The following is a 20157-nucleotide window of genomic DNA, read 5'->3' on the forward strand; positions in this document are numbered from 1 at the left end:
CTCTGGTGGCGACCTCCCGTATGCGTTGCTACTTCGCGGCGGGCGCCCACAGCGCGGCCACGATCTCCATCTGCTTGAGGACCAGGTCGACCGCCTCGCGCTCCTCCTCCGGCGGGTAGTCGAACATCGCCAGCACGCGACGGATGCGGGTACGGAGCTTTGCCCGGACGGGTTCGCGGGAGAGCCAGTCGACGGAGAGGTTCTTCTGGATGTCCTTGACGAGGGCACGGGCGATCTTGGCGAGGGTGTCGTCGCCGCCCTCCATCGCCTCGGCCATGTCGCGGTGGGCGACGGCGTCGTAGAAGGCCAGCTCCGCGTGCGTCAGTGGCGGGTCGAACCGCTCGCCACGGCGGGCCTCCGCCGACACCTCCCGTGCCAGGGCGGCGAGTTCCGCGATCACCTGGGCGCTGCTGAGCTGCTGGAGCATGTAACGCCTCATCAGATCGTTAAGCCGCTCGGTGAAGCTCTCGTTGCGGACGACGTTGTGCTTGGTCACCTCCCGCATCTTCTGCTGGATCATGCGGCGCAGGGCCTCGGTGACCAGGTGCGGGGTCTCCGAGTTCTCCAGATTGCGCAGCTGCGCCTCGTTGAGACGGGTGATGTCCAGCCGGCCAATCCCGGCCTCCGCGTACAGGTCGGTGATCTCGTCGGCGTCGACGACCGAGGCGGCCAGGGCTTGCAGGTAGCGCTGGACCTCGGCGCTGAGCGGCTCCCCGCTCGCCTCGCGCTGGGCGGCGTCGAGCTTGATCATCCAGGCCCGGACCTCGCTGAAGAACGAGATGTCACGACGCCAGTCGTCCAGGTCCTCGCAGCGCTCGGCGATCTCCTTGCTCATCGCGCAGACACGGTAGAAACGGTCCAGCCTGGCCGCGCTGTCCTTGAAGCGGACGGAGAGCGGCTTGGCGGGTGGCTCGACCTTGTTGCCCGGGTTCTTCGGGTCGCGCAGGAAGTCGGCGGTCAGGCGGAGGGCGCGCTTGCGTGTGTCGGGGCGGCCGGTGTCGGCCAACCACTCCTTCCAACGGCTCCCGGCCAGCAGCCCCTTGATCGTGGCCAGTTCGTTCTTGACCTCGGTGACGGCCCGTTCGATGTCCGCGCCGAGGGTCTGGTCCTTGCGGTCCTGGTCCGAGTACTCGCGCAGGGCCTTGGTGAGGTTGTCGGTGAGGGGCGCGTAGCCGACGAGGAGGCCGTCCTGCTTGCCGCGGAAACGGCGGTTGACGCGGGCGAGCGCCTGCATCAGGTTGGCGCCCTGCATGGGGCGGTCCATGTACAGGGTGTGGATGGGCGGGGCGTCGTAGCCGGTGAGCAGCATCGAGTGGACGATGAGCAGTTCCAGCTCGTCGTCGGCATTCCTGGCTCGCTTCTGCACGACCTTCTGCTGGGACTTGCGCAGCGAGTGCTTGCGCATGTGCTCGGGGTCGGAGCGGTCGCCGTGGAAGACGATCTTCATGACACCCTTGCTGACCTCCTCGCTGACCCAGCCGGGCCGCCGCTCGGCCAGCGCGTCGAAGACCCGTACGCAGATCTCGCGGGTCGCGCACACGACCATCGCCTTGCCGGGGGCACCGATATCGGATTTGACCAGCTCGCGGCGCTGCTCCCAGTGCGCGATCAGGTCATCGGCGAGCTTCGCTATGCGGTCCTCGGCGCCGTAGACCGTGTTCATCGTCGTGGCGTACTGGATGGCCCGGCGGCGCTCCGCGTCGTCCATGCCCTCGGTGAGGGTGTTGGCCTGCTCGTCGAGCTTATTCGGGTCGACGCCCTTGGGCAGGTCCACCTTGATGACACGCGGCTCGTGGAACACGCGGACCGTCGCCCCGTCGTCGACGGCGCGCTTCAGGTCGTAGATGTCGATGTACTCGCCGAAGACGGCACGGGTGTCGGCCTCAGCCTTCGAGATCGGCGTACCGGTGAAGGCGAGCAGGGTGGCGTACGGCAGGGCGTCGCGCAGGTGGCGGGCGTAGCCGTTGAGGCTGTCGTAGTGCGAGCGGTGGGCCTCGTCGACGATCACCAGGATGTTGCGGCGCTCGGAGAGGAGGGGGTGGGACTTGCCGGCCGCCTTCTCCTCCTGGCTCAGGCCGAACTTCTGGAGGGTGGTGAAGACGATCCCGCCGACGTTGCGCCGCGTCAGCTCGGTGCGCAGCTCCTCGCGCGTGTCGATCTGGTGAGCTTTCGCCTCCAGCAGGGACTCGCTGTCGAGGAAGGTGTCGTAGAGCTGGTCGTCGAGGTCGTTGCGGTCGGTGATGACGACGATGGTGGGGTTGTTGAGCGCCGGGTGGCGGAGGACGAGCGCGGCCGTCTCCACCATCTCCTCCGACTTTCCCGCGCCCTGCGTGTGCCAGACGACGCCGGCCTGGCCGTTCGTCCGCGACGCCTCGACAACGGCGTCCACGGCCTTGTTCACCGCGAAGTACTGGTGCGGCTTCGCGATGCGCTTGCCGGAGAGGGGCTCGCCCGGCTTGGGCGGGGGGAAGTTGACGAAGTTCCGGGTGAGGGAGAGGAACCGCTCCTGCGTGAACAGGCCGTGGAGGGCCAGGTTCAGCGCGTCGAGGCCATCGTAGCCGGGCTCGTTGGTGTCGACGGGCTTGCCCTCGTGGTCGACATTCCAGGGCGCGAAGTGCTCGTACGGCGTGAATACGGTGCCGTACTTGGCGGTTATCCCGTCGGAGACCAGGCACAGCACGTTGTAGCGGAACGCGATCGGGAACTCCGAGACGTACGTCCGGAGTTGGGCGTGGGCCGACTTGAGGGTGGCGTTCTCGTCGGAGGCGTTTTTGAGTTCGACGACGGCGAGGGGGAGGCCGTTGACGTACAGCACGATGTCAAAGCGGCGGTGGCTGCCGTCGGTGTCCCTGACCGTGACCTGGTTGACGGCGAGGTAGCTGTTCGCGTCGGGGTCCGTGAAGTCGATGAGGCGGACGGTGGGGGTCTGTTCAGCGCCGAACTCATCGGTGTAGGTGAGGCGAATGCCGGTGGTCAGATACTCGTGGGCCTGCTTGTTCTCCGGGTACGCCTCACGGGAGGAGGGGTCGGTGGCGATGCGCGTCGCCTCGTGCACGGCGGTGGAGGTCAGCTCCGGGTTCAACTTCTCGATGGCTGCCTGGAGCTCGCCGTGGAGGATCAGGTCGTCCCAGTCGCGGCGGTGGCCGGTGCCGGGGACTAGGTCTTTGCCGGGCTTGGTTTCCCAGGCGAGTTGGGCGAGTTCGTCGAGGGCGAGGTGCTCCCAGGTGGACTCGGTCATTTTGGCGTCGAGGTGGGCTGGGGTGTGCGTGGGCTCGCTGCCGCTTTCGGTGGTCATACGGCGCCCTCCACGATCTTCTCGGCGTCGCGGACTCGGAGCTTGCCGGACATGAGTTGAGGAAGGAGAGTGTCACGGAGGGCAGCCAGAGTGTGGGTCTCCTCTTGGGTCTGAGTTGACCGCCTGATCAGCGGACGAACCCGTTCGGACAGTTCCTGCGCAATCAACGGGGACGGAACCTTTACGAGATGCCGGTGCGCGGTATCTCGATTCAACCCTGGCACAGCCGAGTCCCCGACGAGACCGGGGAGATGAGCAGTCTCGAGCATTAGGAAGGCCAGTTCAGGGGAGAGGTATTCTCTGAGAGTCTCGGCGAAGAAGGCGGTATCAATGATCCAGCTCGATCGAGGCGACCAGGAAATCCACCCGGCATTCGCCCCCTTACGCCCGACTACCGGCCCTGCGCTCGATGTAAGGCTTGAGTCATGCCACCCGACCTGTCCCGTGCATCCATACACAGGAACCGGCCCTGGTCTGCGGTCAGGCTCACGCAGAGCCTTGCCGTACTTGAGTGCGACCATCTCCCCGAGCTCCGCACTCTCTCCATCCCGGAGCGAAGCCTCCTCATAGAGGGCACGAGCCACATTAAGAGCTGCGTTGGCGACGCGCTCGTTGGCCGCGATCTTGTCGTCCAGCACCCCCAGCACTCCTGCGATGGCCCGCTGGATACTCACCGGCGGTGCTGGAACTCGGAATTGTTTGATCAGCCGTCCGCTAAGGTTCTGCTGGGCAGCCCCGTTCGCCAGGTTCTTGAGCTCGTCACGAGAGTTGAGGATCGCGTAAAAGAGGTAGCGGGGGTCCGATTTCCGAGGGTCCGCGACCAGTGCACAACATGCCTGATTGCATGCCATTTCAGCAGCGAGCAACCCAAGTTTCCCTGCCGTTGCCCCATACATGGCGATCAGAACCGTCGACTCCGGGAGCAGCTTGGCCGAGGAAGTCAGCATAGCGTCTTCAGAGATATGCTCAGAAGTGTGCCACACCCAGTTGTCCGTGAGTTCTTGCGTCTTCACCCAGGGAATCCCCTCACGGACATAAAAGTCAGGGTTAGTTCGGCTGGGGGTTCCACCACTGGTCACGCGGCTACACAGGGATTCGAGTTTCTCTGTCGGCCAACTCATTCGCCGGTCCTCCCCAACTGCTCCCGCACCATCGCGTCAAGCCGCGCCGACTCGTCCATCTGCTCGAACAGCTCCTTCGTCAGCCGAGCGATCCGCTCCTCCATCGGCTCCGCGTCCGGATCGTGCTCAACTTCCGCCGCGCCCACGTACCTCCCCGGCGTCAGCACATAGTCATGTTTCTCAATCTCCTCCAGCGTCGCGCTGTAGCAGTACCCTGGCACGTTCTCGTACGAAACCCCCTTATCCTTCGCCGACTTCGTCCCCCGCCACGCGTGGTACGTGTCGGAGATCTTCTCCAGGTCTTTCTCGGTGAGGACGCGCTCCGTGCGGTCACGCATCGTGCCCATCTGCCGCGCGTCAATGAACAGCACTCGACTCCGCCGGTCGTTGAGAACCTTCGTCCCCTGCGGCGACTTATCCTTCGTCAGGAACCAAAGACATGCTGGAATCGGTGTTGTACGGAACAGGTTGCCCGGCAACGCGATCATGCAGGACACCAGGTCCGCCTCAACCAACGCCGCCCGGATGTCGCCCTCTCCCGACTGTTTCGACGCCATGGACCCGTTGGCCAAGATGACACCCGCGCTGCCCCTGTCCCCCAGCTTGGACACGATGTGCTGGAGCCAGGCGTAGTTGGCGTTCGACTGGGGCGGGGTGCCGTACCGCCACCGCCTGTCATCCGACTTCCTCGCCCAGTCCGACATGTTGAACGGCGGGTTGGCCATCACGAAGTCGGCCTTCAAATCAGGCAACTTGTCGTCCGCGAACGTGTCCGCCCAGCGGTCGCCGACGCCCTTCGGGTCCATGCCGTGGATGGCGAGGTTCATTTTGGCCAGGCGCCACGTGCGCTCGTTGGCCTCCTGGCCGTAGACCGCGATGTCGTGCGTGTGGTCCTTGCCCTTGCGCCGCTCGACGAACTTGCCGCTCTGGACGAACATGCCGCCCGAGCCGCACGCCGGGTCGTACACCCGCCCCTCGTACGGCTCCAGCACCTCGACGAGCAGACGGACCACGCTCGCCGGGGTGTAGAACTCGCCGGCCCGCTTGCCCTCGGCACGCGCGAACTTCTCCAGGAAGTACTCGTACGTCTCGCCCAGGACGTCCTGGGCGGGACGGTCGCCATGCCCCGTGAAGCGCGCGTCGCTGATGAGGTCGACGAGTTCCTTCAGGCGCTTCTGGTCGACGTTGTCGCGGTTGAAGATCTTCGGGAGTACGCCCGTGAGGGTCTTGTTGGCCTTCATCACCTCGTCCATGGCCTCATCGAGGAGCTTGCCGACACCGCCCTCCGCACTGGCCGCGTTCTCGGAGATGTGGTCCCAACGGGCCGTCGGCGGCACCCAGAAGACGTTCTTCTCCGTGTACTCGTCCTTCTCCTCAAGGAAGGCCGCCCGGCGGTGCTCTGGGATCTGGGCCAGCTCGGGGTCGGCGGCCAGTTCCTCGCGGCGTTCGGTGAAGGCGTCGGAGACGTACTTCAGGAAGACCAGGCCGAGCACGAACTCCTTGTACTGGGCGGCGTCCATGGAGCCGCGGAGCTTGTCCGCGGCCTTCCACAGGATGTCCTGGATCTCCTTGGTGCTGGAGACACTCAGCAGTTCGCCTTGTCCGGCGGCTGCCGCGGCTCGCTTGCGGGGAGGCATCGTTCCTTCTTCCAGACGGTGTCGGTGGATGGTTTACGTGTGGTTGGTGGTTCGGGGTTCGCCGAGGGTGAGGGTGCCGTCGGCCAGGCCAGCGATCGTCAGGTTGCGGGCCTCGGCAAGTGCGTCGGACTGGGCGCGCAGCAGGCGTTCGCGGCGTTCCGTCTCGACCAGCAGGGCGTCGAAGCGCTGCACCTCGTCCGGGTCCAAGTCAGGAAGCTGGTACTCCTCGATACGGCGGGCTGCGCGCACCGCGCTGGGGCTGCGCGCGGTGCCACGGGCCGCGCCGAGCAGGGCCGCGAGGACCCGGGGGGTAAGCGGGCGGGTGGCATTGGCGTTGACGCGGAGAATGCGGGCCGGGAACGCGACGACCGAGAAGCCGTCGTGGTCGACGTACACGCCGAGGCGGGGCGCCAGGGTGTAGACGACGTCACCGGGCTCGGTGAGCGCCGCCCGTTCGTACGTCGTCGCCAGCAGCAGGCGGTCGATGCGGCGGTCGCCCACGGGGCGTTCGCCGGTGATCTCCTCGGGGCCCAGGACAGCGTGGTGGCCATCCCGGGTGAGGTGCTTCTCGTCGATACGGTGCCCGGGGAGCCGGGTCACCCTGCGTGCGGCGATCAGCTTGCCGAGGGTGGTGCGCTCAGGCAGGCGACCGACCCTGCGCAGTACGGCCCCTTGGTAAGGGCCCCGCTCGTCCTCGTACGCCCGGGTGTCCGCCGTCGCACGCTCCAGGCGCGCCTCGGCCTCGGCGATCAGGGCAGGGCGTTCGGTGACCTTGTCGGACCAGATCGCGGAGGCGGGCGGCGCGGGTGGGGTCAGCGGTCCGCCGAAGGCCCGGTCCAGGTCAGCGACTGGGACCACACGGCCGTAGTAGGGGTCATGGCCGTCGAGCCTTCGCAAGCCTTCCGCACGCCAGAGGAGGACGTCCTCGGCGAGCCGCGCGCGCACGCCCGGCGTGAGTTGTTCCGAGCTGATGTCGGCCAGTAAGACCTGGCCCTCCGCCGCCCGGACGGGACCGCGCGTGAGCGTCCACAGGGCTGGACGGTAGCCGGGTCGGAACGGCAGGACCCCGCCGGGAAGCGCGATGACCGACTCGACGATGTTCTCGCGCAGGAGGGCGGCGCGGAGCTGGGCGGCCTCGGTGCTCTTCAGTTCGTCGACGAGAGCGTCGGCCGGTCCGAGGACGAGGGCCGTGCAGCCGGGGCGGAGGAGGTAGGCGACGCGTTCGAGCTCCGTCAGGGCGGCGAGTACCGAGCGGTCCTCGCCGGGGCGGTACGGGAGCTGGGTGACGACGAGGTCCGGGTCAGCGAAGCGTTCCTCCAGGTCGGTGCCGGTCTGGACGTCCAGGTCGAGTTCACTGACGCCCGCCAGCAGGAAGCGGCGGCGGGTGATGCGGGTGAGCCGGTCGTCGGGGTCGGCGGCGAGGACGGTGACGCGGTCGCGGTCCTCCGTGTCGTCGAGGAGCGCGGCGAGCAGGTCGCCGGCGCGGGCGTGCGGGTCGGCGAGGGTGAGGGACTCGCCTCGCTCAAGGCGGACGCGGAGGTCGGTGAGCTGGGTGAACAGGCTCCGCAGCTCCGGGGTGACCGCGTCTGCGGCGAGGGAGTCCAGCCCGAGCCGGGAACGGGCGGCGAGCAGCCACTCGTACGCGCCCCGCTCGTCGTAGGCGGACTCGATCAGGTCCTCGGCGAGGCGGGCGAGCGGGGCCGCCGTGGCGTCGATCGCGCGAAGCTCGCGGAGTACGAAATCGTCCTCGGCGTCGATCCGTTCTGCTCGGCGCAGCAGCGCGGACCAGAGGGCCTCGTCGGCTTCGGCGTCGGGCGGGGAGGCCGGGGAGACGTTCGCGGCGTCGGTCAGTGGCCGGCCGTCGAGCCGGCGCAGGCACAGCAGGCTGCCGAGCGTCTCAACCAGCTGCCACGGCGTGAAGCGGTCCCGCAGCGCGATGATGCCGAAAAGGGCCAGCTCGGATCGGAGTTCCTGCGGGGCGGCGTTGCCGAGGCCGGAGGCGATGAGCCAGTCGGTCACCTGTGCGCCGTCGAACAGCGGCCGTCCCGAGTTCTCGGACGTGGCGGCGGGGAAGTCCGGGTGGCGTCGGCGCCAGGTGGACACGACAGGGCGTTTCACCCGGGCGAACGTAGCGATGTCGGACATCGACACCAGGAGAGGTAGCGGTCCTGAGGAGCGGAGTGCCGGGTCCGGCAGACCAGTGGCCACGGTACGCATCCCTCCCCCGCTCATCTATCGTCACATCAGCCGCTTCGGCCGTAAGGCCGGCCCCCTTGTCGTGCGTCACGGCTCCGCTTGACCGTTCCCGCCTGACGTCACAAGACCCTACGCCGATCCCGGCAATGCGAGCGCACCTTCGCTTGATAATGATGGTTATCAGATTTGGATGCGTAGCAGCCCCATCGGGCTGCCTCATCCGGCTGGGTGATTCACACCGAAGTGCCACTGCCCCAAGAGATGCGCCAGAATGACGGATCAGTTTCCCGACTGAACAGCGCTGAGGGGGGTGACAGCGGGAAATGGTTGAGCGCATGGTCGCCGTCGGTGGGAAGGGGCAGGCGCCCGAGGTCGTGGACGGACCGGGCTGGAGCCGCCCCGGCCTGGACGTCGCCGCGGGCCGTTATCCGCTCTCGGTGGAGCGGCATGTGATGCGCATGGTCGATCACCTGGTCCCCGGAGTGACCGCGGTGACTCCGCACGCGCGTTACTACGCACTGCACGGGCTGATCGCGGCGCAAGCCGAGGCGGAGGACCTGACGGCCCCGGCCACCCAGACTCTGCTGCGCCGCGCGGAAGTGGCCCTGGCTGCGGTGTCGTTCGCGCACCATCCGCAGAGTCTGGACTGGCTGCCGCGTGCTCATGGGGTCGATGCCCTGGCCCGGCGGCTGCACGCCGGGACGGTCGCCATGTCCGAGGCCGAGGTCCCGGGCAAGGACGGGTACGTAGGCAACTCGTGGGGGTTCTGGGGACCGTACGCCGGATCCGAGGTCGCGCTCGGCATCCTCGGTGCGGGCCCCATGCCAGTTCCTGGACCGCGGCTTGAGATCGCGGCACTACGAGCCGGCCTGGGCGGGCTGCTCGAACTGGCCGCCGAGGACACGCTGAACGTGGATGATCTCGCCTCTTTCGGGGACCGGCTGTGCGTGTGCGTGGGCGGCGAGCATCCTGACGGAGCGTGGCTGGCGAACCTCATGTGCGAGCCCGATGCGACGGCCGAAGCAGGTTCCCGCTCGGCAACGCGACGACAGGCGATTCAGCTTCTGGCTCGTGTGGTCGCCACACATCCCGTTCGATACTTCACCCGCGACATCGGCCATGTGCTCGCTTTCGGCGACTTCCTGACTACTGATGCCGTCACCAGTGGCATCGACGCGGCCGGCGTCTGGCGCGGAGTGGTGCTGCGCAACTACTCCGTCGGAGCGTGGCGCCGCCTGTGGTCCTGGCTCGTGGAGCAGGTCAACGGGTTGGTGCCGATCGAGGAAGTGGCCGACCGCTTCGCCGCGGAGCTGCCCGACGTGACGGTGGACGCGTTCCTGTCCTCCCTTCCCGCGACGCAGAGCACGACCGGAGCGCCGTTGCCCGCCGAGCACGACCTGAGGTGGGCGGGTGATCCGCTGCCCGTCGCCGAACTGCGAGTGCTCGCCACCAATGCCCGTCGGGTGGACGAACTCACCGGTCGGGCCCGGGACGCGTTCCTCGGCCAGCGCGGTGTCGAGCTCGGCCCGGAATGGGTCCAGCGGCGCCTTGACGAAGCACGGCCCATGAAACTGCGCGATGTCGCCCGCCGACTCACCTACGACCTGGTGGCGCGGTCGCAGCGGATCGCGCTGGCCAAGGCCCGCCGCCGCGCTGACGGCACATTGTGGTTGCCGACCCGGCTGCATGAGCGGGGCGGTCTGCTGTACCGGACGAGCCAGGAGGGGCGCGGTGACGTCGGGCTACGGCTGGACCAGCTCGGGACCGTACTGGCCACCTGCGGTGTACTGCACTTCGACGACCAGCGCTGGTCGGTGACCAGTCGCGGGAGGGTTCTCGTTGACTGAGACCGCACCGGCATCGGGAGTGGCGGAGCCGCCGACCGCGTTCGCCTCTCCGCTGACCCTCATCCTCGACGAGGAACGCACGGGCGGCCGGAACCTGGAAGAAGCGCTCTTCCTCAGCTTCACCGCCGATCTCGGCTTCTTCGAGGAGATCGCCCTCGGCGTCACCCAGGCCACCGGCGCACGCGTCACCGTGGCGGGAGATGTCTCCATGACCCGGAACGATCCCCGCTCCGTCCGGCGGGCCGGCCGCAGCTACCTCGCCGGTCTGGCATACGCGCACGGCGCCGCGTTCCATCCCAAGCTGATGGTCCTCGCCGGACCGGAGCACGCCACCATCGCCGTCGGCTCCGGCAACACCACGCTGGCCGGCTGGCAGGCCAACGCCGAACTGTGGACGGTTCTGCGGGTGGACGGCGAGCAGAGTACCGCCGCTGTTCCGGAGCTGTCGGCATGGCTGCGCGACCTCCCGGAAAAGGTGAGGTTCTCCGCCGGAGTGCCGCAGGCGCTGGGGCGGGTCGCAGCACTGCTGGACCGGCTCCACCGCGACAGGACACCCACGGCGCCGCAGGTCCGCGTCGTCAGCAGCCTTCGTTCGCCGATCATCGATCAGCTGCCGCAGGGGCCCGTAGACGAACTGGCCGTCTTCGCGCCCTTCTACGACCGGCGCTCGATGGCACTGCGGCGGCTGCTCGAACGCTTCCGTCCGAGCCGGTTCACCCTCGCCTACCAGCCCGGGCTCAGCGATCTCGACGGTCCGTCGGTCGCCGCCCTGGTGAAGGAGTACGACGGACGTGTCATCAGGGACAACGACCAGCGGTACCGCCACGGGAAACTCGTCGAGTGGGTCTCCGAGGGGCAGCGGTGGGCCCTGACCGGCAGCCCGAATCTCTCCGCCGCGGCTCTGCTGCTTTCCCAGGGCGAGGGCGGCAACTGCGAACTCGGCGTCATCACCCCCATTCCCGCCACCCTCCTTCCGAATGGCACCGACGAGCCCGCCGTCCGGCTGCACACGGCCCCGCCCCTTCCCCGCCCCATCGCCAGCAGTGGGCCGCTGCTGCTCGGTGCCCTACGCGTATCGGACGGCCTGGAGATCAGCTTGGCCCGGCCTCTCTCCGACACCGCTCACCTGGAGTTATCCCAGGCGGCAGCGCCGCCGGAGGCATGGGAGCGCATCGCCGACATCCCGCCCGGCCAGGCCACGCTGACGGTGACGGCTCCGGCGGATGCGGGCAGCCGTGTGCGCCTGGTCGTCGTCGACAGCGACGGCGTACCAAGCTTCGGCAACATCGTGTTCGTCGTCGACCCCGACCGCGCCCTGCGCCGCATGACCCCGGCCCAGTCCCAGGCCCCCACGACACGGCCACCCGACCTGTTCGCCGATCCCCGGCTCGCCGAACGATTCCTGGGCGACCTGGAAACCCTCCGTACGGGACTGACCCCCACCCCAGCGGGCGCATCCGCGAGCAACAGCACTGGCGGTGCAGTCGCGACGGCTCCGCTGGACGGCGACGAGGACGGCTGGGAGCGTTATCTGGACGAATGCGCCGGGCGGGTCGGACACCCGCTCGCGCGTTTCGCGCTGGGGCTCCCCCTGCCCACCAACACCAGCACGCCCTTTCAGGACCTGCTGCCCGTCTCCTGGGACGAGCGGTTCACCGACGACATCGAAGCCGCCCTCGACGATGACGACACAGAGGCCGTGGCAGCAGAGCACGACCCCGAGGCAGCCGGTGCCGAAGCGAGCAGTACCACCACCCTGCCCGACCTCCGGCAGGCCGACCAGGAAGTCCGTCGCAGATACCGCCGCTGGGTGGAGCGCCTCGTCGCCCTCGCTCCCCACCTGGGCCCGCCGGAGCGCATGCTCGTCGTCCGGCTGACCCTGTGGACCGTCGCGGCGGGCGCCTGGCCTCCGGCGCACACCGACTGGCTGCCGCTGCTCTCCCGGGCCGTCCGCGCACTGAACCGAAACGATCTCCCCGAGCGGATCGAGCCGCAGGCCGGCAGCCTCGCCGCAGTCGCCCTCGCCGTGCTCCGAAGCCACGCCCCACGCTACGAGATCACCCCTGAGACACTCGCCTTCAACGAAGCCTCCCAGGCCGTCGGCCATCTGCTTCCCGCAGTGGACTCCGCGTACGTCACGGAATACACGACGCTGCTCGACACAGCCTTCGGCCCGGCCGTCGACCAGGCCGCCGTGCTCGATGTCGCGTCGGACGTCGTCCAGGACGATCCCCTAGCTGACGCCGTATGGTCCCTCGCCGAGAAGGGGCGCGAAGTACACCGCCACGGACGACTCCTGCTCCATGTCACCGGCCGCTTCAGTAACCCCGCGCTGGTGGCACTCGAAGCGGTCGGCGCCGCCGAGGGCGCCCCCCTGGTCGGGGCCTGGGCCGACTCGGGCTCGGACTCCGGCGGGGGAGCCTGGGCGCTGGTCGTCTGGCGTCGGCCCGACCTCATCGTGGTCGATGCCCGCCGGCCGATTCCCCTCTGGCGGCATTACCGGCTCACCGGACTGGTAGGCCCCAGAGCCCTCGCCGCACAGCGCGGCTTCGAATCCGCCGCCTCCGTCCCTCACGGCCCCCGCAACCAGCCCTTCGAACTGGCTCACCAAGTCCTGTCGGACCTCCGCCTAGCCGGGCCCCAACCACCACATTGCAAGCAATAGCCTGGGCCAGTCTCAACGTTCCCATCCCGGAAGATCCGTGTCATGGACAATCGGTCGTCGGGCGCTCGCGATCAGTCCAGGCCAAGGTGCGGGGCGGCATCGACTGCGGTGTGCGCGTCGAATGCCGCGGCTCACCAGCCGCGGCACCGCCCGGTTTCAGATCCCAGCGTGCACGTGCGCCGCCCAGAGGTAGGGAACCTTTGGATATCGGTCACGGACGTTGCGCATGGTGTGGTGTAGTGCACGGGCCGCCGCGTCCATGACGAGGCCACCATGCCCGTTTCCGGCGATGCTGAGCTCAGCATAGAAATCGGCAGCGACACGTGAGGCCACCTCGTCGTTTATCTCCCAGAGGGTGCCGATGACATGAGGAAAGCCCACGAGCTGAAAGGCCGAGGTGAGATGGATGGCTTCGTCGATCAGCTCCACAGAGCCCATGAACGATGTTCGGCACGCAGACAGGTAGGCCAATTCGGCCGAACCCTTCCTTATTTCTGCAAGGCTCGCCACCGTGAGGGGGTTACGTTCGTGGTCATGAAGAAGCAGCAGACTCCGGGATGGATCGGCGGGGTTGTGGGCACCGTGGCAAGCAAAGTGAACGATCCCGCAATCGGAGAGGGCCTCCAGGACCCGAGCCTTGGTCGGTCGTTTCTCCGGCCTGGCAACGGCCGCGCCGTCAGCTCCTATGTCCGGCTCGATGAGCAATGTCGGGTTCGGCAGCAGGCCGGACAGCAATGCGACTTCTTCTGAGACATGGTCCAGCCGGCCCTGAACCCCGGGTGTCGTTGGCATGGCCACGATCAGCGACCGACTGGCGGATGGCGCGGAATCGCTATGGCGACGTGCATGGTGCAGGGCGCGGATAGTGGTGGTGTAGGAGGAGACGATGCGGTCCATGGCTGTCCGCCGCTCCCCGTTCCCCAGGCTCGCCTGGGATGGCTCGGTGTGATGGCCGGCAGCGTGCAGGGGTAACAGCGAGAGGAGCCCGCCCGGCGCCCACCAAACGCGGGGCCACAGTTGTCCGGGCGAAGGTTCTCTGGTGAAACCAAGGCGGCACAAGACCGGTTCGACTGCCGCGTCCCACAGCCACCCCAGGACGGCGCGAAGCGCCGCTTGGGCTTCCTTACGCGCGAGGGGCGTCGTGTGCGGATCAGCAACGGCTTCCAGGGCCTGGTGGAAGATCTGGACCCGGTCGACAACGAGGTCGTACGCCAGGTCGGGCAAGTTCAGCGACTCGATTCCATCGGACGTCAACAACAGTGCGTCGCTGCGGTAGTGACTCACGTTGAAGTTCACCACCGGGCCAAAAGCGGCTTGTGGCAGGAGCTCACCAACGGCAGGGGGACGAGCGAAACCGGCAAAACCGTCCTGTGCTCGGATGCGGTCCAGCGTGTCCTGGAGTCGGCCGACGAGGCTGCGTCGACGTTCCTCGGCTTCGACCGCCCGTACGGTCGCGCTGACTTGCCCCATGGGCTCCATGAGCGCAGCAATCGTTTCCGTCGGCTGGTCGAGTTCGTCCCGCAACACCTCGAATCGATGGGCCAGCTCGGGATGGCACTCGCGAAGCCCGGCCAGGTCGCTCCGCATGTCCAGCGCCTGACTGTAGAGGACACCGCGGCCCGTCTCGAGCAACTGCAACGCTCGCACTGCCTGATCGACGGGCGTGCCTTTGTGAGAAGCGAGCACCAAGGCCGCAGCATCGCCTGCCAGCCCGGACCACTTGCCCATGGCGTACTGCCGGTCATCACGGCTCAGTCGGCGGTCTGCCACTTCAGGCAGCAGGCGTACAGCCCTGTCCAGGAGACCAGCGGCGAGATCAGGGTCCACCTGTCCGGTCATTGAGGCCGCCGCCTGAGCTGCCCGAATTCGTATCGAGGGGCTGGCCCCATCGACTCGCGAGCCTTCCAGGTGCGCGGCCACGGCACGATCGAAGTCGGGCCGCGCATGAGTCCGCTCATACCTGCTCTGCAGGGCCGTTCCAAGCTGGAACAGGTAGTCTGTGCGCTCCGGATGTTCTGCGGACGTGATGTCCAGCGCAGCCTGGCAAGCCTCCACCGCGTCATCGAGGTCCACTGGGGATCCGGTCTCCCTGAATCTGACGGTCAGTACACCTCCCAGCACGGACAAGTACCGTGGGCGCTCCGGGTGGCGGGAGGAGACGCTGGCCACGGCGTTCCGTCCCGCCTCGACCGCTCCGTCCAAGTCCTCAGCGCCACCTGTGCGCTGAAACCGGGCGTGCAGGGAGGAGCACAGATTTGCAAGGTAGCGCGGGCGGTTGGGGCTGCTAGCACCTGTGATCTCGAGTGCCTCGCGGTTCCTTCGGATCGCTTCGTCGAGGTCCTGGGGGTTCCCCTTCCTTTCGTAACGTTCCACCAGCGCGGCACCGAGGTTGGACAGCAACGCCGCCAGGACGGAGTGATCGCGGGGTGCCGACTTCACAGCGTCGTGCGCAAACTCGGTGGCGGCGTCAAGGTCTGGCAGCGCCCCTGTGTGCTTGAACCGGGTCCACAGCATCAGTCCGACGTTCGACAACCGGGTCGGACGTTCGACGTGACCGCCCGCTGTAGCTTGTGCGGAAGCACGGCTGACGCTGATTGCCTCATCCAGGTCTGTTGGATGACCCGTACGCTCAAAACGCTGCCACAGAGAAATACCCAGATTGTTGAGAATGGCATTGAACTCGGTCTGCTGTGGAGTGGTTTCCCGGGCGGCGGCGCGGTTCACCTCGATGGCGGCATCGAGGTCGGCCGCCTCCCCACCAAGGCGATACCGTGCCAGGAGCGCTCTGCCCAGGCCAGTGAGGCGAAGTCCCCGAGACCGGTGACTAGGCGGGAGCATCTCCAGGGCTTCTCTGAAGGCACTGACGGAGCGGTCCAGACAGGCGGATTCCCCAGTGCGCTCGAATCGGGTCAGCATGGTGCTGCCAAGCCCGGACAGAAACATGGAGCGCCCCACATGTTGCTCGGTGGCGGCGTCGACTGCCCCTCGGCAGTTCTCGATCGCGTTCTCCAGATCCGCTATGACGCCGGTGCTGTCGTATCTGTCGCTCCAAGCGATCCCCAAGTTGTGGAGAATTCCTGCCCTGTCGTGGTCCTCGAGGCAGAGGTCGGATGCTTCCAGGAACGCTTCGATCGCCGTGTCCAGGTCCGCCATGATTCCCTTCTCGGTGAACCTGGTCTTCAGAGCAGTGCCGAGGTTGTTGAGCCCGCTGGCTCGCTCACCGGGGGAGTCCACTGCCGCTTGCAGTGCAAGTCGGCCGACCTCGATCGCATCGTCCAGGTCCCGCGCCACACCCGTATGGGCGAAACGCTCGCGCAGGACAGCTGACAAGTTGATCAGCATGGCCGAGCGGCTCCGATGTCCTGGTGCCGTACTCGCCACCGCCCCCCGGATAGCGTCGATCGCCAAGTCCAGATCCGCTGGTTCGCCGCCCATGTCGAAGCGGGATTTCAGGACGACGGCGAGGTTGGACAGCGTTTCCGCGTGTTCGCTGCCACCGGGAGGGATGGCGTCCGCGATGCGTCTCAGGAGATCGATCGCCCTTGTGAGAAGCGCCGGGTCCGGCGAAGCGCTCATTGTCTGCTGGATCGTCCAGAAGAAACCGATCGCATGCCGAGCCACATCAGGAAGGAGCTCGTCCGGCAGATCTTCCGCACCAGCACCGAACACGAAGCACGGCGTGAACTTCGCGACGGCTTCCTCCCTGTCGTGCTGCCCAGCTCCTTCAGGAAGTGCCTGGTACCTGAAGGTGTGCAACCAGCCAAGGAGGTAATGACCGTCGAGGTCGGACACGTCGCTCCGGAGGATCGCCCCAAGTCGGTGGGCCTCGACCAGTGCTTGCGGCTCCAGAACCACACTGAGGTCCTGTTCGCGCTTCAGCCGGTCCAACCGCAACTCAACTACAGCGATTCGCTCCTCCCATTCGCCTTCTCTGTCGAAGTCCTGCTCGTGACCTTGCATGAACCGTCCTGTCACTTCCCGATCTCCCGTAGATCTGGTTGCTGCACCGGTTCCCACCCGCGGAAGCGGGCCTGTGAAGTCGACGATGCTCAAGAGGTCGGTTCCGACACAGGCAACGGACTCCTCAGACGTCGCATAACCGCGCTACCGAGCAGAGGCCCCATCGGCTGTTCCTCGATGCGCAACTTGTCGGCTAGGTCCGCCAGGTGAAGGCGCACGGATGCCTCCAACAGCGTGGCGTAGGTGTCCGAGGCAGCGCGGAGGCGACGTGCCGAGGTGATCATCAGCGCGACAGCAAGAGGCGCTGCGGGCCACCACCACCAGGCCAGGGGTAGATAGAGCAGGGCCCATCCACCAAGAACAGCGGCTCGTGTCAGCGCAGCGCGGGCCCTGCCGATCTCGCCGCGTATCTCTTCCGGCAGCACGAGCCAGAGGTGTGGCCAGAGGACGAGGAGATTGACATGTGCGTCTCGGTCCAGCCGGACCGCGATGGCGTGGATCCGGTCACCACTCCAGGTCGGCCGTTCAGGCCGCTCCACGGAGATACGTCCACACCTGTGGGCCGCGCGGTGACGCTCCCGGGGCCTGCGGCGGTCGGCCGGACGCGGAGCGCGTTCCAGAAGCCGTAGGGCTTCGTACTCCGCCCGTGCCGCGTCCCAGCGACGCTGTCGACGTGCCACGTGACGCTCGGCCAGTTCGCCGAACAACCACGGCCATGCGTCCCGGCCGGCAGCCAGGGCCACACGCTCGACAACGGAGCCGAGGGACTGGGCAGCCAGACCGGTGCCGGCAGCACCGGCCAGGATGGCGGCTAGCAACACGATCTGGCCGCCTACCGTGGTCACCTCGGGAGCCCGGGCAGCGTCCGAGATCGCGTGAGTAAGCCGCCCCACGTTCAGCGCGGCGCTCTGCCCGAGGGTGTGTCCGGCTGCAGCGACCGCCAAGTAAAGCGCGCCTGGCAGTACGAGGAGAGTCAGCCACCGCTCGGCCAGCTTCTTGCTGAGTTCACTGAGCAGCCCTCCCACTACGGGAGCCTCTCCCGGATCAGCGCCGTCTCGCCGGGGGCGAACTGGCAGCGTGGCGCGTCGTCGTCCACTTCATGACCGGATCGACCGATGCACAGCTGCAAGGGGCACCGGTACACGACGTCCAAATCGGCAACACCGGCCGGCATCACGCTGCGGCCCGTTCCCCCGTACACCCCCGATGGGTCGCCTGCACGTCGAACCGCTGTGTGCAAAGCGTCTAGAAGAGCAGTGAGCGACACGTCGTCTGCGGGCGGCCTGCCGACTGCGGCTTCGACAGCACGCAAGGCGGCGTCGTCCTCATCGAGCAGCGCGGCGAGCTCGTCCCGATGCCCACACACGTACGACAGTGCCTTAGCTATCCTCAGGCCGCCTACTTCCACCTGGCTCGTCATGCAGAACTCCGCCCCCTGCGCCTTGTTGATCCACCAGGCCACCATTCTTGCTCCAAATGCGCAGGTGCACGCGCAGGTTCGGCCAACTCCCTCGGGCAGAGCAGCGAGGCGTCGAGGTCCCTGAAAGGACGGTTCAGTCGATCTCCTCTGCGTGAGCGATGCGTAGGAGGCGGTGCATCACGCGCCACGCTGCCGCTGACGGCGTATCGCATCGCGCAAATTCGCCTTCGTAACGCGACGTGCTGAAGCAACCGTCATGTCGTCACCCCGCCGCTTGGGAGAAATATGGGAGAAGATCTTCTCCCATAGCCCCTGCGACACCACTTGAGACCGACCGCCACCAACCCTCCGACCTGGGCATATACCCTTCGCGGCAGGTGGACACCATGATCAGGCCTAATTCGGGACGAAGAGGTCGTGGGTTCAAATCCCGCCTCCCGACAGCTATGTAGCAGTTCAGGAGGCCCTCACCGAATCGGTGAGGGCCCTCTGGCGTTGTTGCGTGTCCAACTGCGTGACTACCGCTCCGAGTCGCGGGGGCTCGTGGGCCTGGTCTTCCGCCGCAAGCCGTCAGGGGCCGTACGGAGCCGCGACGGGAAGCGACGGGAAGCGCGTCGCCCTGTCGCGTCTCGGTTGATGGTTGTCGGGTGGTGTCGGGTGATGCTTGACGGCTGTCCTAGACGGTCCTGGACGATCTTCCGGATCCTCGGAGGACCCGGCGGACCGGGGCCCAGCGGGTCGTCAATCGGACATGAAGATGCCGCCCCGTCGTCGGGGAACGCGGCCGCTCGGTCCTTGGGGTACCGGGGTGCCGCCGGACCTGTCGCATCGCCCGCGGCGCGCGTCCGTGGTGCGATGGAACCGGGGGCGGAAAGGAGAGCGATCATGCCCGCAGCGAAGCGAATGAGTGTCGCCGCCTCGGTGTCGGTCCGCCCGCTGGTCGAGCCGGACCTGGATCGGGCCGACGAGATCTTCAGAGTCGCCTTCGGGACCTTCCTCGGGGCCCCTGAGCCGGAGACGTTCTTCGGGACCGCCGACTATGTCCGCACCCGCTGGGCGGCAGATCCGCACGCGGCCTTCGCGGCGACCGTCGAGGGCGAGGTCGTCGGATCGAACTTCGCCGCCGACTGGGGCAGCGTCGGGTTCTTCGGCCCCCTGACCGTACGTCCGGAACTGTGGGACCAGGGCATCGGCAGGCGCCTCATGGAACCGGTCATGGCCTGCTTCGACACCTGGGAGAACCGCCATCTCGGGCTGTTCACCTTCTCGCACAGTCCCAAGCACCTCGAGCTCTACCGCCGGTACGGTTTCTGGCCCCGATTCCTTACAGCCATCATGAAGAAAGAGGTCGCCGCCAGTGCCGCAGTCCCCGGCCCCGGCCCCGGCCGAGTGCTGTACGGCGAGCTGACCGCCGCTGAGCGGCCCGAGGCACTGAGCCTCAGTCGCGAACTGACGGGGTCCGTGTACGAGGGCCTGAGCCTGGAGCGCGAGATCGTGGCCACACAGGCGCAGGGGCTCGGTGACACCATCCTCCTCGACGGCGCCGACTCCGGCCTCGACGGTCTGGCCGTCTGCCACTGCGGAGCGGGGTCGGAGGCCGGTGAGGACGTGTGCTTCGTCAAATTCGGCGCCGTACGCCCTGGCCCGGACGCCGCGGACCGGTTCGAACGACTGCTGAACGCGTGCGAGCAGCTGGCCAGTGAGAAGGGACTGGGACAGCTGGACGCCGGAATGAGTCTGGCCCGCCAGGATGCCTACCGGCGCATGGTCGACCGCGGTTTCCGTACCTGGCTGCAAGGCGTGACCATGCACAAGCCCAACGAACCCGGCTACAGCCACCCGGACGCCTACGTGATCGACGACTGGCGCTGAGTCCACGGCATCAGTCGCGCGGCTCCGCCGAATTGGAGGTTTGAAGGTATCGGTCGGCTTGGGTTCGGGGGTCGGCTCCCGCTCGGTGATGTCGTCGTTCGTCGTCGCCGACCAGCTCGCCATGAGGTTGAGGCCTCCTGGGAG

General features: G+C 67.3%; 10 protein-coding genes. 3 read left to right on the plus strand and 7 right to left on the minus strand.

The features are described 5' to 3' along the window. Positions 1–28: 28 nt before the first annotated feature. From ACIBEI_RS24715 to ACIBEI_RS24730, 4 genes are read right to left on the minus strand one after another with little or no spacing between them, the layout of a single operon-like run. Positions 29–3295, minus strand: coding sequence for a type I restriction endonuclease subunit R (locus tag ACIBEI_RS24715; protein WP_398892262.1), 3267 nt, complete (start codon positions 3293–3295; stop codon positions 29–31). Continuing rightward, positions 3292–4416, minus strand: a complete 1125-nt coding sequence (locus tag ACIBEI_RS24720) for a restriction endonuclease subunit S (protein WP_398892264.1) — start codon at positions 4414–4416, stop codon at positions 3292–3294. Before ACIBEI_RS24720 ends, ACIBEI_RS24715 begins: the two co-directional genes overlap by 4 nt. Then, the gene (locus ACIBEI_RS24725; RefSeq protein WP_398892266.1) at positions 4413–6053 is read right to left on the minus strand and encodes a type I restriction-modification system subunit M; all 1641 of its coding nucleotides are present in this window, start codon (positions 6051–6053) and stop codon (positions 4413–4415) included. The genes ACIBEI_RS24720 and ACIBEI_RS24725 overlap by 4 nt, the downstream gene beginning before the upstream one ends. Before the next feature lie 33 nt (positions 6054–6086). After that, a complete protein-coding gene (locus ACIBEI_RS24730; protein ID WP_398892268.1) occupies positions 6087–8198 on the minus strand; it encodes a hypothetical protein in 2112 nt (703 codons plus the stop codon). Between the two features lie 374 nt (positions 8199–8572). On the opposite strand from ACIBEI_RS24730, the gene ACIBEI_RS24735 reads away from it, so the two are divergent. Both ACIBEI_RS24735 and ACIBEI_RS24740 read left to right on the plus strand, forming a co-directional pair. Continuing rightward, the gene (locus ACIBEI_RS24735) at positions 8573–10096 is read left to right on the plus strand and encodes a hypothetical protein (protein ID WP_398892270.1); all 1524 of its coding nucleotides are present in this window, start codon (positions 8573–8575) and stop codon (positions 10094–10096) included. Continuing rightward, positions 10089–12761, plus strand: a complete 2673-nt coding sequence (locus ACIBEI_RS24740; protein WP_398892272.1) for a hypothetical protein — start codon at positions 10089–10091, stop codon at positions 12759–12761. The genes ACIBEI_RS24735 and ACIBEI_RS24740 overlap by 8 nt, the downstream gene beginning before the upstream one ends. A 156-nt stretch (positions 12762–12917) precedes the next feature. Here ACIBEI_RS24740 and ACIBEI_RS24745 read toward each other — a convergent pair whose 3' ends face one another. The 3 genes from ACIBEI_RS24745 to ACIBEI_RS24755 form a co-directional block, all read right to left on the minus strand. Next, positions 12918–16721 (minus strand): CHAT domain-containing protein, encoded by a 3804-nt coding sequence (locus tag ACIBEI_RS24745; protein WP_398892274.1) that lies wholly within the window; start codon positions 16719–16721, stop codon positions 12918–12920. An 89-nt stretch (positions 16722–16810) separates the two neighbouring features. Then, on the minus strand, positions 16811–17746 hold the full coding sequence (locus ACIBEI_RS24750) for a hypothetical protein (RefSeq protein ID WP_398892276.1): 936 nt from the start codon (positions 17744–17746) through the stop codon (positions 16811–16813). Then, entirely contained in the window at positions 17746–18141 is a 396-nt protein-coding gene (locus ACIBEI_RS24755; protein WP_398892278.1) for a hypothetical protein, read from the minus strand. The genes ACIBEI_RS24750 and ACIBEI_RS24755 overlap by 1 nt, the downstream gene beginning before the upstream one ends. An 885-nt stretch (positions 18142–19026) precedes the next feature. On the opposite strand from ACIBEI_RS24755, the gene ACIBEI_RS24760 reads away from it, so the two are divergent. Further along, positions 19027–20013: a GNAT family N-acetyltransferase gene (locus ACIBEI_RS24760; RefSeq protein WP_398892280.1), complete on the plus strand. Its 987-nt coding sequence runs from the start codon at positions 19027–19029 to the stop codon at positions 20011–20013. The last annotated feature ends 144 nt before the right edge of the window (positions 20014–20157 follow it).

The organism is Streptomyces sp. NPDC050988 (assembly GCF_044456225.1).
Lineage (GTDB): Bacteria > Actinomycetota > Actinomycetes > Streptomycetales > Streptomycetaceae > Streptomyces.